This is a genomic window from Fervidibacillus halotolerans (genome assembly GCF_026547205.1).
Classification (GTDB): Bacteria; Bacillota; Bacilli; order Bacillales; family Caldibacillaceae; genus Fervidibacillus; species Fervidibacillus halotolerans.
Map to the genome: position 1 here is coordinate 806353 of NZ_CP106877.1, position 13791 is coordinate 820143.

General features: G+C 35.8%; 15 protein-coding genes and 1 riboswitch. Of the genes, 11 read left to right on the top strand and 4 right to left on the bottom strand.

Features of this window, described 5'->3' with window-relative positions:
• The first annotated feature begins 97 nt into the window (after window positions 1-97).
• The 4 genes from OE105_RS03800 to OE105_RS03815 all read left to right on the top strand — a co-directional run bounded on the left by OE105_RS03800 (window position 98) and on the right by OE105_RS03815 (window position 4520).
• Window positions 98-1255 carry a THUMP domain-containing class I SAM-dependent RNA methyltransferase gene (locus OE105_RS03800; protein WP_275421409.1) on the top strand — a complete coding sequence of 386 codons (1158 nt, stop codon included), beginning with the start codon at window positions 98-100 and terminating at the stop codon, window positions 1253-1255.
• A 285-nt stretch (window positions 1256-1540) separates the two neighbouring features.
• Entirely contained in the window at window positions 1541-1810 is a 270-nt protein-coding gene (locus tag OE105_RS03805) for a hypothetical protein (protein ID WP_275421410.1), read from the top strand.
• Window positions 1811-2022: 212 nt separating this feature from the next.
• Entirely contained in the window at window positions 2023-3543 is a 1521-nt protein-coding gene (locus OE105_RS03810) for a carboxypeptidase M32 (protein WP_275421411.1), read from the top strand.
• 47 nt (window positions 3544-3590) lie between these two features.
• Window positions 3591-4520 carry a DMT family transporter gene (locus OE105_RS03815; RefSeq protein WP_275421412.1) on the top strand — a complete coding sequence of 310 codons (930 nt, stop codon included), beginning with the start codon at window positions 3591-3593 and terminating at the stop codon, window positions 4518-4520.
• 444 nt (window positions 4521-4964) lie between these two features.
• Here the strand turns inward: OE105_RS03815 and OE105_RS03820 are convergent, their stop codons facing one another.
• Window positions 4965-6215, bottom strand: a complete 1251-nt coding sequence (locus OE105_RS03820; RefSeq protein WP_275421413.1) for an EAL and HDOD domain-containing protein — start codon at window positions 6213-6215, stop codon at window positions 4965-4967.
• Window positions 6216-6403: 188 nt separating this feature from the next.
• On the opposite strand from OE105_RS03820, the gene OE105_RS03825 reads away from it, so the two are divergent.
• The 3 genes from OE105_RS03825 (at window position 6404) to OE105_RS03835 (ending at window position 8766) form a co-directional block, all read left to right on the top strand.
• Window positions 6404-6535 (top strand): hypothetical protein, encoded by a 132-nt coding sequence (locus tag OE105_RS03825; protein ID WP_275421414.1) that lies wholly within the window; start codon window positions 6404-6406, stop codon window positions 6533-6535.
• Between the two features lie 61 nt (window positions 6536-6596).
• Window positions 6597-6698, top strand: a riboswitch (purine riboswitch).
• 164 nt (window positions 6699-6862) lie between these two features.
• A complete protein-coding gene (locus OE105_RS03830; RefSeq protein ID WP_275421415.1) occupies window positions 6863-7456 on the top strand; it encodes a xanthine phosphoribosyltransferase in 594 nt (197 codons plus the stop codon).
• Window positions 7453-8766: a nucleobase:cation symporter-2 family protein gene (locus tag OE105_RS03835; protein WP_275421416.1), complete on the top strand. Its 1314-nt coding sequence runs from the start codon at window positions 7453-7455 to the stop codon at window positions 8764-8766. The genes OE105_RS03830 and OE105_RS03835 overlap by 4 nt, the downstream gene beginning before the upstream one ends.
• Window positions 8767-9035: 269 nt before the next feature.
• Here OE105_RS03835 and OE105_RS03840 read toward each other — a convergent pair whose 3' ends face one another.
• Window positions 9036-9497, bottom strand: a complete 462-nt coding sequence (locus OE105_RS03840; protein WP_275421417.1) for a chemotaxis protein CheX — start codon at window positions 9495-9497, stop codon at window positions 9036-9038.
• Window positions 9498-9780: 283 nt separating this feature from the next.
• Here OE105_RS03840 and OE105_RS03845 point away from each other — a divergent pair, with 283 nt between their 5' ends.
• The 3 genes from OE105_RS03845 to OE105_RS03855 all read left to right on the top strand — a co-directional run bounded on the left by OE105_RS03845 (window position 9781) and on the right by OE105_RS03855 (window position 11559).
• Entirely contained in the window at window positions 9781-10662 is an 882-nt protein-coding gene (locus OE105_RS03845) for a 5'-3' exonuclease (RefSeq protein WP_275421418.1), read from the top strand.
• Window positions 10663-10782: 120 nt separating this feature from the next.
• A complete protein-coding gene (locus tag OE105_RS03850; protein WP_275421419.1) occupies window positions 10783-11052 on the top strand; it encodes a DUF6123 family protein in 270 nt (89 codons plus the stop codon).
• Between the two features lie 288 nt (window positions 11053-11340).
• Window positions 11341-11559, top strand: a complete 219-nt coding sequence (locus tag OE105_RS03855; protein ID WP_275421420.1) for a zinc-finger domain-containing protein — start codon at window positions 11341-11343, stop codon at window positions 11557-11559.
• 106 nt (window positions 11560-11665) lie between these two features.
• Here OE105_RS03855 and cspD read toward each other — a convergent pair whose 3' ends face one another.
• Window positions 11666-11866, bottom strand: a complete 201-nt coding sequence (gene cspD / locus OE105_RS03860) for a cold-shock protein CspD (RefSeq protein ID WP_275421421.1) — start codon at window positions 11864-11866, stop codon at window positions 11666-11668.
• 270 nt (window positions 11867-12136) lie between these two features.
• Here cspD and mntR point away from each other — a divergent pair, with 270 nt between their 5' ends.
• Window positions 12137-12565, top strand: coding sequence for a transcriptional regulator MntR (gene mntR, locus OE105_RS03865; RefSeq protein ID WP_275421422.1), 429 nt, complete (start codon window positions 12137-12139; stop codon window positions 12563-12565).
• Between the two features lie 442 nt (window positions 12566-13007).
• Here mntR and OE105_RS03870 read toward each other — a convergent pair whose 3' ends face one another.
• Window positions 13008-13481: a hypothetical protein gene (locus OE105_RS03870; RefSeq protein ID WP_275421423.1), complete on the bottom strand. Its 474-nt coding sequence runs from the start codon at window positions 13479-13481 to the stop codon at window positions 13008-13010.
• Window positions 13482-13791: the final 310 nt, after the last annotated feature.

The window sequence follows — 13791 nt, forward strand, 5'->3', positions numbered from 1 at the left end:
ATGAAGAGACTCGGAATGCCCCCTCTTTTGGAAGGGGGCGTTTTTATATGTTTTTTCAAAAGACAAAATAATCAATGTAGAAAGTAAAGGTGAAAGGATGACAACGTACAATATAATAGCCACGTCCGCAATGGGTTTGGAATCGGTTGTAGCAAAGGAAGTACGTAAACTAGGATATACATGTCAAGTGGAGAATGGAAAAATCACATATGTCGGTGATGAACTGGCGATTGCAAGAAGCAACTTATGGTTACGGGCAGCGGATCGGGTGAAGATTGTTATTGGAAGTTTCTTTGCGACAACTTTTGATCAGTTATTCGAAGGTACGAAGGCATTACCTTGGGAACAATTTTTGACGAAAGATGCCCAATTCCCCGTTACAGGAAAGTCGGTAAAGTCTACGTTATATAGTGTCCCCGATTGCCAAGCTATCGTAAAAAAAGCTATAGTTGAAAGGTTGAAGGAAAAATATAAAATAAATGGTTGGTTGGTTGAAAAGGATCCAAAAGTTCCCATTGAGGTATCGATATTAAAAGATCAAGTTACTTTAACCATCGATACGAGTGGAAGTGGATTACATAAAAGGGGTTATCGGGTAGATCAAGGGGATGCTCCGTTAAAGGAAACCTTGGCTGCAGCAGTCGTTTTATTGACGAATTGGACGCCAGACAGACCTTTTATCGACCCCTTTAGTGGTTCCGGTACGATTCCCATTGAAGCGGCTTTAATCGGACAAAATATCGCCCCGGGATTTAATCGGGATTTTCTTAGCGAGACTTGGCTTTGGATGCCGAAAAACGTTTGGGTTGAGGCGAGAACTGAAGCGGAAGATTTAGCCGAATATGATCGGAAATTGGATATCGTCGGTTCAGATATCGATCATCGAATGGTCAAAATAGCAAAGGAAAACGCTCTGGAAGCAGGGCTTTCCCATATCGTTCATTTCAAGCAAATGCAAGCGACGGATTTTTCTACAAAAAGGGAGTATGGAGTAATCGTGACAAATCCCCCTTATGGTGAGCGGATTGGAGAGAAAAAGAGCGTTCAAAAGATGTATCAACAATTAGGGGTTACGTTATCAAAATTTCCCACATGGTCTTTTTATATTCTAACAGCGGAAGAACAGTTTGAGAAGTTTTTCGGTAAAAAGGCGACGAAAAAACGAAAACTGTATAACGGACCAATGAAAACCGATTATTATCAATTTTGGGGACCTAGAAAAAACGGTCGAAAGGATCAAAACGTTCCTGATTAAATAATGTAATCTTTTTCCAAAAATTCATTTCCTACTAGCCATCATCAATGTGGATCGTAGGGTGAGACTTTTTTGTTCTATCTTCCACCTTCGAAAATATTGGATCAATTATGATTTTCCAAAACAATGATATGAATATATTTCATTGATTCGATTATAATATAAATATATTGTAATATTTTAAAATTTTTGTTATTTCACCTATCTGTTTCTAAAAGATTTTCATTGTCGGATTTATTGTTTCGGACTGAGAAAAGGGGAAAATATCAAAAAAGGGGATGGAAGATGTATAAGGAAGGGGATTTTATCCATTTTTCAAAAATATCGAAAGCGATTGAAGCTGCTTATGAACAATTACTTCAAAGCGAAAATAAAAATGAAGTCGCATTACAATATTTGAAGGAAGCGGAAAAGGATGTACAAAAGGCTCTCGGTTTTTCATTATCTTCCAGATTTCAAAGGGATTCGATCAATATGTATGTCCCTTTACCAATATGGAATAAAGGTAATAGAGATATCCAAATGAATTCAATCGATCATAAAAATTCATTGTAAAAAATCAACCGGTAGGAACGATGTCAACCGGTTTTTTTACTTTATATTAATGGATTGTTGATATTTTAAAAATGATTTTGATTGTTAAAATTTATCTTTTTTCATATGAAAAGTATGATAAAATATAATGGAATTTTTAAATGATTCTTCCTTTCAAAATTGTTTAATAAAATGTGAAGAAGGGAAGGAAAAGAAACGGGGGATATGCGTCAATGAAAAAGACCATTGAGGAAATCGAAAAGGATTTTTTACGTTATGTGAATAAAATCAGCCATTATGAAGAGGCAATAAACCTCATGTATTGGGATTTGCGTACAAAGGCGCCGGCAAAAAGTGTAGAACAACGAGCGAATTCGATCGCGACCCTTTCGACAGAACTACATAAAATGTGCACATCTGAAGTGTTCGAGGAGATGTTTACTACTTTACTTAGTGAGGAAGCTTCCGGTCAAATATCAGAGATTACGAAAAAAGCTGCCCTAGAATGTAGAAAAGATTACGATCATTTTAAAAAGATTCCCCTTGATGAATATGAGGAATTTGTCAAATTACAATCAAAGGCGGAATCTGTTTGGGAAGAAGCGAAGGAAAAGGGAGATTTTTCACTTTTTCAACCGTATTTGGAACAATTAGTGGAAAAAACGAAGATATTTATCGGTTATTGGGGTTATGAAGGGAATCCGTACAACACTTTGCTCGATTTATATGAACCTGGAGTAACCGTGGACATACTCGATCAAGTATTTGCTGAACTTCGGGATGGAATCATCGACTTATTAAAAGATATACAACATTCTTCCAAAAAACCGGATACGTCCTTTTTATATCATCCCTTTCCGAAAGAAAAGCAAGAGGCGTTTAGTTTGGATATTTTAAAACAATTCGGTTACGATTTTCGTTCGGGTAGATTGGATGAAACGGTTCATCCATTTGAAATAACGATTAACCCATACGATGTTCGAATTACAACGAAGTACGATGAAAAGGATTTTCGTGTAGCTGTGTTCGGAACGATTCATGAAGGTGGACACGCTTTATATGAACAGCATATATCGAAAGATCTCATGGGGACACCGCTCGCAACTGGAACATCGATGGGAATCCATGAATCCCAATCGTTATTCCATGAAATATTTATCGGAAGAAATCGTTCGTTCTGGGAATATCATTATGATCGGTTTAAAAAATATTCAGAAGGACAGTTCGATCACGTTTCCCTCGATGATTTTTACCGAGCTATAAATGAAGTAAAGCCGACACTCATACGAATTGAAGCAGATGAAGTTACCTATCCTCTCCATATCATCATCCGTTATGAAATTGAAAAGGGATTGTTCAACGATGAGATTGAGGTAAAGGATCTTCCAAAGATTTGGAATGAAAAATATAAACATTATTTAGGAATTGAACCAGATAACGATGGGGTAGGGGTTTTACAAGATGTTCATTGGGCTGGTGCCGACTTTGGTTATTTTCCTAGTTATGCCCTTGGATATATGTATGCAGCCCAATTGAAACACGCAATGTTGAAAGAAATACCGGATTTTGATAAGCGTTTGGCAAAAGGGGATTTGAAACCGATTGAAGACTGGCTTTCAGAAAACGTTCATCGATTTGGAAAAATGAAAAAACCGTTGGAAATTTTACAAGAAGCAACGGGTGAGCCGCTAAAAGCGAAATATTTAATAAATTACTTAAGGGATAAATATAAAGAGATTTACGACCTTTCTTAAACTTAAAGATTCACCTTTTATCATTCATACGTAGGGGATGGGATCAGGTGCATATCCGTAGTTATCGGTCATACGTATTCATTCTATTGGGTGCAGGACTTTGGGGAACTATCGGAATATATGTAAAATATTTACAAAATGTCGGGTTTACATCGATGGAAATTACAACCATTAGAGTTGTAATTGCATTTCTCTTTCTTCTTTTTATTGGACTTGTCAAGTATCGTCAGGAATTAAACATAAATATAAAACATATTCCTTTATTTATCGGATCAGGGATTTTTAGCATCGTCTTTTTCAATTGGAGTTATTTTACAGCAATTGAAGAAATGTCTATTTCTGTTAGCGTCGTTCTCCTGTACACCGCCCCTGCCTTCGTAGCCTTGCTTTCTTGGATCTTTCTCGGTGAGGAGATGAACGGGAGAAAAATAGTAAGCGTTGTTGCAACGATCATTGGATGTGTCTTTATAACGGGTTTAACGGATTTTAAAACGGAGTCCATCACAACATTCGGCCTACTGATGGGGATAAGTTCTGGTTTTGGCTATGCCTTATATACGATATTTGGAAGAATTTCTGTGCGATTTTATTCATCTTTTACGATTACGTTTTACACATTTCTTGCGGCCAGCCTTTTTTTGCTTCCAGTATCGAAGGTATGGCAAAAGGGGGATCTTCTTTTTTACGATGGCGTTTTCCTTTACAGTATTGGCCTTGGATTTATTCCGACGGTTCTCGCCTATATTTTGTACACGGAAGGATTGAAAAAAGTGGAAGGAAGTGTAGCTTCCATTTTTGCAACGGTGGAACCGGTTGTGGCATTATTGATTGGGTTGCTTTTATTCGATGAATCTTTTCAATTCATTCAATGGATTGGAACCTTGTTTATTCTTTTTGCTGTTGTAAATATCAACCGTTCTAAAAAAGCTCGTCCAATGGATTTGAGTAAAAGTCAAATCTCTAAAAAGGAGTTATAAATCGTTTTATTTCCTTTTTCAATGGGCAATAGATTTCTTAAATTAATCGTTAGTATATGGGATGAAAGGTTCCTCAGATTAGCAAATGTACGGGAAAAGAGGCTCTATAATTTTTGGTGTTGGTGACTAAACCTAGCACCTTTTTTTGATCAAAAAAATAGAGACAATTGACGAGGAGGTCGGGCCGTGCCACTGGATGCGCGTCCGCCAATGGAACGAATAACTTCAAACCGATTTTGGATGAATGGACAACCTGATCCGATTTCATTTTAATGAAAAAGTCACGAAATTATTCACCAACACGATTTGACAAAGAACCGGAAAAGAAATTACATGGTATGTCTTACCCATGTTTTCATAAGAAAGGGGCGTCTATCAGTCGGTTGGTTGACTTATTAGACACTCCTTTTTTGTTTTGAACATTCTTTTATCTTCCCGCTTCTTTTAATCACTATGATGGAATATGATATCGTCTTCAATCAATGTGTGTGCCCATCTCATCGCATTCCAATAGATGGAAAAAATCATCTCTTCATTTGCACCAAATTTTTCCGCTTGTTCAGTTACCTTTTTCCATTCCGCCCGTTCAATCATCCTAATTATGTTCAAAATTTGACGGTGTTCATTCATTTCACCAAGTAAGGCAGCGGTAATGGAATCTTGTAAAGGAAGTTCAGTAACAACTTTTTCCATCGGCATTTGTAAAATCGTATCAATCATGGAAAACATCCCCGTTAGAAAAAATTCCCCTGCATCCTTTACTTGTAAAATTTCAAGAGCAAAAAGTTCACAAAATTTAGCCCTCAAAAGACTTGTATGTAATAATTCCTTCGCAACTTCATCTTGTTCTTCAATCGATTCACGTAAAGAAATTATAAAAATCCAACGTTGAATTTCCTTTAATCCTAAAAGGACGATTGCTTGATTGATCGATTTAATTTTATTTGTTCGAGTAAAATGTTTATTAATCATTTTTAAAATATTGTATGAAAGGGAAATGTCGGTTTCAATAATATTCGTAATTCGTCGAATATCCGGCTCCGGTTTTTTTATTTCGTTCATTAGTTTCATACGTGAATAAAAAGTAGGTGGGATTTCCCGTTTTGAAAAAATCATCGGTTTATGGAAGAAAAACCCTTGAAACAAATCAAACCCTTCGTTGTACGCTTCTTCATAATCCTCCTTTGTTTCAATTTTTTCTGCGACTAATTGGATTGGATATTTCTGTTTAATGTTTATTAATTTTTTCCTCATCGGCTTTGGGGTCGAGGGGAAATCGATTTTAATTAGATCGATAAATGGAAGTAATTGTAATAAATGAATATGTTCCTTGTCTAAAATAAAGTCATCAAGGGCAATTTGATACCCTTTTTCCTTATAAGTTTTACACATTTTCAATATTTCATTTGTGAGCGGAATATTTTCTAAAATTTCAATGACGAGTCGGTGTGGAGGGAAATGTAACGGTACGTTTTCAAGCAACAATGTTTTTGTAAAATTAATAAACACAAATTTATTATTTGTCAGTTCTTCAATATCAAAATGATAAAAACTATTAATCAACACTTCGACCGTTTCTTTATCACCGTTACCTTTCGCTTCGTTTTTAACTTTTCCGCTCCGATATAGAAGTTCATATCCGTACACTGATCGATTGCGATCATAAATCGGTTGTCGAGCGATATAAATTTCCATAAAAAAACACCTGCCACACTTTTTTAATTCTATCATAATATAAAAAATATTTATAATCTACAATAATTGACAATGTATAACAAAAAAATTGAAGACTTTTGTCGAAAAATAGGACATTGGTTGGATATGTTTGGCTGCTTTTATTTAGTATGATAAAAATATTGAGGAAATGAATAGGGTGAAGAAATATGTCGAAATGGTTAACACCTGAAGAAATGGAAAGAAAAAGGGAAAGGAAACGAAAACTTTCATATATTTTGTACACGGTTTTTGCTGCAATCATTGGTGGGTTAGTAACCATTGTTCTCCAATCGTTATAGTTGTTCATCAAACCAAAAAGTAATTTTTTGTTGCTTTTTAGAAATCCCGTGTTTATAATAAAAAGTAATTTAAGCATTCACTCATATAATCGCAGGAATATGGCCTGCAAGTCTCTACCAGGTTACCGTAAATAACCTGACTATGAGTGAGCAATGTCTTGAAGTTCCGTATTTTTATACGGGCTTTTCGTGCTTGTCATTTTACCCAAAGGTCATTGCTCATCTCATATGGTGAGTGCAATGGTCTTTGGGTTTTTATTTTGCATGGCATTCCTCCATGTACGCCGGTAAAAACCCAAAGGCCGAAAAAAAATAAGGGGTGTGAGAATGAAAGTACTGGAGGAAAAAATTTTATCGAAAGGCACGGTTTTGCCTAACAATGTATTAAAAGTGGATGGTTTTCTCAATCACCAAATTGATCCTGAATTAATGTTGGAGATTGGGAAGGAGTTTGCTCGACGGTTTAAAGGAAAAGGAATAACTAAAATTTTGACGATCGAATCTTCTGGAATTGCTCCAAGTGTAATGACGGGGCTTGTGATGCATGTTCCTGTTATTTTTGCTCGAAAAAAGAAGTCGCAAACGATGGTAGATGACCTCTTTACCACTGCTGTATTTTCTTATACGAAGGGTGAGAGGCAGGAAATTTCCGTCTCGAAAAAATTCCTGTCCAATCAGGATCGGGTCTTAATTATCGACGACTTTTTAGCAAATGGGGAAGCTGCATATGGCTTAGCTAAGATCGTTGAGGAATCCGGAGCCCAATTAGTAGGAGTTGGAATCGTTATTGAAAAGGCCTTCCAAAAAGGTGGCGACCGACTCCGATCGAAAAAAATCCATGTGGAATCTTTAGTCGCAATCGATTCATTGGCCAATCGGGAAATTTCGTTTAAAAAACATAAGGAGGTCCAATTCCAATGAAATTGACGGTAGGAAAAATCACATCTTTAGGTATTCAACACGTTCTCGCCATGTATGCCGGTGCAGTCATCGTACCTTTGATTGTTGGGGCAAGTATCGGTCTAACCCCCCAACAGCTAACCTATTTAGTGTCCATCGATATTTTGATGAGTGGAATTGCCACATTATTACAAGTTTGGAAAAACAAATATTTCGGAATTGGACTTCCAGTAGTCCTAGGATGTACGTTTACAGCCGTTGCTCCAATGGTTGCGATCGGAAATGGCTTTGGGATCGGATCAATATACGGTTCAATTATTATATCAGGTTTATTTGTGATTCTTATTGCAAAATACTTCAGTAAAATTGTCAAGTTTTTCCCACCGGTTGTTACTGGCTCGGTCGTGACGATCATCGGAATAACATTGATTCCTGTCGCGATGAATAATTTGGCTGGGGGACAAGGAAGTGAGGAGTTTGGCTCTTTGGAAAATGTTGCATTAGGTTTCGGTACTTTGATGATTATTCTCCTTATCTTCCGCTTTGCTAAAGGATTTTTACGATCGATTGCGATTTTAATCGGCATTTTAACAGGCACCTTGATTGCATTTTTTATGGGCATGGTTGATTTTTCCCCAGTCGTTGAAAGTTCTTGGCTTCACATGCCGAAATTGTTTTATCTTGCTGTTCCTGAATTCCATATCGTACCGATTATCACGATGATTTTAGTTGCTATCGTTAGTTTAGTTGAGTCGACTGGTGTATATTTTGCTTTAAGCGACATTGTCGAAAAGAAACTTACGGAAGATGATTTAGCTAAAGGATATCGTGCAGAAGGATTGGCAATCTTTCTCGGTGGATTTTTTAACGCCTTTCCGTATACGACTTTTTCACAAAATGTCGGTTTAGTCCAATTATCGGGCGTGAAATCAAGAAATGTGATTTTTGCGGCAGGAACTATTCTAATCTTTCTTGGGATCGTTCCAAAAATCGGTGCATTTACAACGATTATTCCTTCATCCGTCCTCGGTGGAGCGATGATTGCGATGTTTGGAATGGTTATTGCTTCTGGGGTAAAAATGTTAAGCAAAGTTGATTTTACATCCCAAGGAAATTTGCTTATTGTCGCCCTTTCCATTGGTATGGGACTCGGGGTTACAGTCGTGCCAGAATTATTCGTCAACCTTCCCCAAGGTATTCGTATTTTAATGGAAAGTGGAATCGTCGTTGGAAGTATAACGGCTGTCATGTTAAATATTGTATTCAATATGATGAGGAAAAAGGGCAGCCAGATGATGGTAACCTTAACCGAGCAAAAGGCGACTTCATAATTGTACGATGAAGATGGAATATTTTCACCATCGTTATACTAACTTCATAGGATGTGGATAAAAACGGTGGTGGTTTGGTTGTTAAGATATTATTGCAATCATTGTATGACCCTTTATCATCATGTCATAGATTGTTCCTGTTGTCGAAAAGGGGAAATGAAACCGATTTTTATTTTCTTACATTATTAACAAAGGGAAAGATGATTTTGTAAAAATAGAAATCCAGGCGTTTTGTGCCTGGATTTTTCATCTTCATCGTTGGGGAAAATTTAAGAGTTTTCAAGAATGAGAATAATATCCATACCGCCAACATGATCGATCGAAAGGGGCAGTTTTAATGCTTTATCAAAACCGGAAATTTTCGTTTCCCCTACGAGGACAGTCGGTGGGGTAATGTCGATGTTTAAACCGTTTTTTGACATATTCGTGATTAAATTTCCGACGATGATATTTCCAAGTTCTCCAGAAAAGGATTCCAACATATCACCGGCTAGTTTCATACCGTACATTTTTTCGCTCATATCCATAAACAATTCTTCATCCCCTACAATAATGACTCTTCCTAATACATCACCTGTCAGTCCAATTAAAACACCCATTGATTTTTGAATGATAGGTTCAGAAAACAATGTCGGACGGGTAACATTGATCGGAAAGGGGAGTATCGTTTTTACAGAAGCAATCGTACCATTTAGTAAATGGGTAATCGTATTGCTTAATTCTTTCGTCATCCATTTTCCTCCTTAAGTTTCCGCATTCGACAAAATTCGATAATTTTCATCGTACCCTTATTTTACCAGAGATTTTTTAAAAATAAATAGGAAAACAAATCTACGCATTATTCAGGAATGGTAAAACAAGGAATTTGTTTCACTCACTAATTCTAGTCATCTCGAGTGAAAATCGTGTACAATGATCATAACGGAAAAAAGGACGATGGATGTTGACCTTTGAAAATAAGATTCGAAACATTAATTTCGTCCATTATGAATTACATATGAGGAGATATACTAAATGACAGAGAAAACATTGTTGTTAATCGATGGGTTTAACTTATTAAGTAGGGGATATTTTGCTACCGCTTATGGAAAATCGGAAGAACAATTGTCGCGTAATATGGATGGTGAGTATATTAATGGATTAAGGGTGTTTTTTCAAAAAATGGTCAATTTAATTTCCGAACATCACGTGACCCATTTAGCGGTTGCTTGGGATGTAAAAAGGAACGAATCGATTCGGAGTCAAACATATGATTTTTATAAAGCTTCCCGTGTAGATTTACCCAAACCGTTAATTCGACAATATGAAATGGGTAAAGTGATATTGGATCAAATCGGAATCAATCAAATTACGGTTTTTCCATATGAAGCAGACGATATTATCGGAACGATGAGTAAGAAATGGAGTGACGAAAAACAAGGGACCTGTTTCATCTATAGTAATGATCGGGATCTTTTTCAATTACTCTCGGAAAAAACGGCACAAATTATCTCCAAAAGGGAAGGGGATGTTATTTATACGATTGATACGTTTATGAAAGACCATTCTATTCATCCGAGTCAATGGGTAGATGTTAAAGCTTTGTTGGGGGATAAAAGTGATAATATTCCCGGATGTCCAGGTGTAGGGGAAAAATCTGCTCTGCCACTTATTCAACAATACGGTTCATTGGAAAAGCTTTATGAGCAAATCGATCAATTGGATTCGAAATTTAATCGTTATAAGAAAAAATTAATGGCGGGAAAAGAATCGGTTTTCATCAGCAAGGAATTATCGAAAATCATTTGCAATATACCTGAACTGAATGATTTTTCCTTTCATGAAACGGAGTTGAACTTTTCGAAGGAAAAAATTCGGAACATATTTAATGATTTTGGTTTAAAAATAAAAGTATAATAGACGATAACAAATTAGGGGAAATCGATTTATTTGGTATTTTTTTAAAAGAAGGAATGGTCAAAGGATGAAAAACAATGGTATGATAAAATGGAAACCGCTTAAAGGATGGTTATAAGGATGTCGATGTCTGTCGGTGAGTATATTCAATATTTACAAGGGAAAGGTTTTCCTTTTGAAGAAGATGCCATCGGATTTATCTATTTTGGAATGAGACTTACCGAATCCTCCGAGCCGGTCGTCAAAGCGGCTATTGAGATAACTTTAAAGGCACAAAAACGTTTTGACGGTAGTTTTTATATTTCTTTATTGGAGTCGATGAAAGAGGCTAAGGTTTCAAATCGAGCGGAGGCCATTCGCTTTGCTAAAAGAAAACGATTATTACCATGAACATCGACTCTTTTGGATGATTTTCAAAACATTGATCCTTTTGATTTCCCCAAACGTTGTAAGTAAAAATGTGACAATTTGTTATTTCCCTTTCATTTCCTTTCTCGATTTTCCCACCCCTGTTATTTTTTCAATCATCGGGTAAAATACGTAAGGATATATAAAGGATTTGAATGATCACCATTAAAGGCTTCATGCATCTTTTTTCATCGGTTTATAGAACTGCCCAATGTTTGAATGCCAATCCTGTTTTTTTATATGAATGGAAAAGAAAGAAAGGTGTCCACTATGAAAGAACATGTGATCAACTCCATACAAAAACAGAAAAAACGACAGGAACTTTTGGATGAAATCGATCGAATATTGCAAACGTATTGTCATGGATGTCTTTTATATCGTCATTTTAAAAAGGAAAAAGGAAGGCAATATGCTTATCGATTTTGTATTCATTCATGCACTGTCGGTGAAAAGTTGAAAGAATGTGGCAAAAAGTTAACGGAGTTGTGAATGGTAAAGGTAGAAAACAGAGGTGAGTATGGGGAAAAAGTCCATTATTAAAAGGCTGGTAAATACCAGCCTGAGTACGCCCATTGTATATGTCGAATCATTAATTTTAAAGTTTTACTACATTTGCTGCTTGAGGTCCACGATTTCCTTCAACGATTTCAAAGGAAACGGCTTGACCTTCTTCCAATGTTTTGTACCCATCTCCTTGAATGGCGGTGTAATGAACAAATACATCGTCTCCGCCTTCTACTTCGATAAATCCATAACCCTTTTCATTGTTAAACCATTTTACTTTACCGTTTTGCATCTTTTTTCCTCCTAAATTTCAAACGGGCACGTATTTGTGCCTTTAAATTTCATCAAAAAACTAAATAAAAACACCTATTTAGTTTCATGATTATTATTACTATACAATATGAAAACGCTTGAGTCAAGAAATCGAAGCATTTTTTCTAAAACTTTTAAAGTTTCATAATTAAGATCATGTTTGTTTAAAAAAACATTGTGCTAGCAAGCCTTGTTCGCGGTGGCGAACTAATGTAAAATATAAGAAAAGATGTATTTTGGAGGAAATACAATGCCTACACCGAGTATGGAAGATTATATTGAACAAATTTATTTATTGATTGAAAATAAGGGATATGCAAGGGTATCCGATATTGCCGAGGCGTTATCTGTCCACCCTTCATCCGTTACGAAAATGGTACAAAAGCTTGATAAAAACAATTTTTTAGTTTATGAAAAATATCGGGGGCTCGTTTTAACGAATGAAGGAAAAAAAATGGGGAAACGACTCGTCATGCGCCATCTGTTACTGGAACAATTTCTAGAAATGATTGGCGTAGATGATGAAAATGTTTATAAAGATGTAGAAGGAATCGAACATCATTTAAGTTGGGATGCCATCGATCGGATTGGCGATTTAGTTACGTATTTTGAAGAAAATCCAGAAGTTCTGTCTGATTTTAAACGATTTTCAACGAATCATAAATATAGTCGGGGATAATTCACGTTACCCAATGGTAGCGCTTACGAAAGGATTTCCCGGTTCCTTTAATTTTTAGGAAATGGGGTATTATGATCAAAATAATCAACTACAGCTTAAACGATGGTATAAAAATACACACAATGGTATGGAAAACCTAAGTCGGTTCACAGTCTGCGACATTCATTCATAACTGTGCATTGGAGGATGAATAAAGATGTATTTGTTTTGCAATATAAGCTTTTTCACACGGATCCAAAAACAGTGCGAATTTACTCACTTAATATTTGATAATACACTTCGTGAAGGAATTGATCGAATGGAAGAAATTGATTGGGATGAATACAATGTCATAACTAAAAGCATGTAGGTTTTCCTGCTTGCTTTTTTATTCGCTCTATAATAAATGTTGGAGTTTTCATACCATTTTGGTCAAATTTATTTTGAACTTAATGAATTAAATTTAATTTCCAGAATTTGATTCCTTCAATTCTTCTACTTTTACTTCAAATTGTTTAGCGAACTCTTCTTGTGTATATTCCCCTTCGATACCTTTGATATGTGTCTTGAATTCCCCGCCATTTAGTTTAATTTTTCCTTCAGCTCCGATTTCATAAAAATATTCTCCTTTTTTGGTTAAGAACATTAGATATTTTTCTCCAGGTTGAACAAACTCCGTAGCCTGATCTAACAAGACATTTTTAATGGATGTATTCGGTAGTTTGTTGAACAAGATTTCATCTAATTGAAGGGTTGATAATTTAGCATCTAAATCGTCTTTATTAATTTTTGGTTTATCTTCAACCTTTTGAACAGTTACAAAAGCAACTAAATCTGCTTCTTCATTTATATACTGCTCGAAAGTATACGTATCCCAATCAGCTTGAGGTTGAGGATTGTATTTTGGTTGTTTTGAGTTCATATTACCGATTACCAAAATCGATACTATACTCCCGATTAAAAAAAGCAAATTAAAGAAATTTTAATTACGTTTATTCTCATTTTCGTCCCCTCCTATTACCTATTCATATAAGAATGAACTTCATTTATGTCATGTGTTTGAGGAGTGTATATTTTAGTTCGATCTCTTTCATGACTCATAATGGATCTATTTCCCCAACCTTCACCAAGTTCATAGTCACCTAAAAATAGAGCATGATCGAACTCGTGAGTAATCACACTCAATATTCCTTTCCAACCGTAACCACTATTTACTAAACTTTGACAATTTTCGAACAAATCCTTCT

Bases quoted from the DNA above. Each gene is read 5' to 3' on its own strand.
- OE105_RS03800 (WP_275421409.1), top strand. From the start codon at position 98: ATGACAACGTACAATATAATAGCCACGTCCGCAATGGGTTTGGAATCG.
- OE105_RS03805 (WP_275421410.1), top strand. From the start codon at position 1,541: ATGTATAAGGAAGGGGATTTTATCCATTTTTCAAAAATATCGAAAGCG.
- OE105_RS03810 (WP_275421411.1), top strand. From the start codon at position 2,023: ATGAAAAAGACCATTGAGGAAATCGAAAAGGATTTTTTACGTTATGTG.
- OE105_RS03820 (WP_275421413.1), bottom strand. From the start codon at position 6,215: ATGGAAATTTATATCGCTCGACAACCGATTTATGATCGCAATCGATCA.
- OE105_RS03825 (WP_275421414.1), top strand. From the start codon at position 6,404: ATGTCGAAATGGTTAACACCTGAAGAAATGGAAAGAAAAAGGGAAAGG.
- OE105_RS03830 (WP_275421415.1), top strand. From the start codon at position 6,863: ATGAAAGTACTGGAGGAAAAAATTTTATCGAAAGGCACGGTTTTGCCT.
- OE105_RS03835 (WP_275421416.1), top strand. From the start codon at position 7,453: ATGAAATTGACGGTAGGAAAAATCACATCTTTAGGTATTCAACACGTT.
- OE105_RS03840 (WP_275421417.1), bottom strand. From the start codon at position 9,497: ATGACGAAAGAATTAAGCAATACGATTACCCATTTACTAAATGGTACG.
- OE105_RS03845 (WP_275421418.1), top strand. From the start codon at position 9,781: ATGACAGAGAAAACATTGTTGTTAATCGATGGGTTTAACTTATTAAGT.
- OE105_RS03850 (WP_275421419.1), top strand. From the start codon at position 10,783: ATGTCGATGTCTGTCGGTGAGTATATTCAATATTTACAAGGGAAAGGT.
- OE105_RS03855 (WP_275421420.1), top strand. From the start codon at position 11,341: ATGAAAGAACATGTGATCAACTCCATACAAAAACAGAAAAAACGACAG.
- cspD (WP_275421421.1), bottom strand. From the start codon at position 11,866: ATGCAAAACGGTAAAGTAAAATGGTTTAACAATGAAAAGGGTTATGGA.
- mntR (WP_275421422.1), top strand. From the start codon at position 12,137: ATGCCTACACCGAGTATGGAAGATTATATTGAACAAATTTATTTATTG.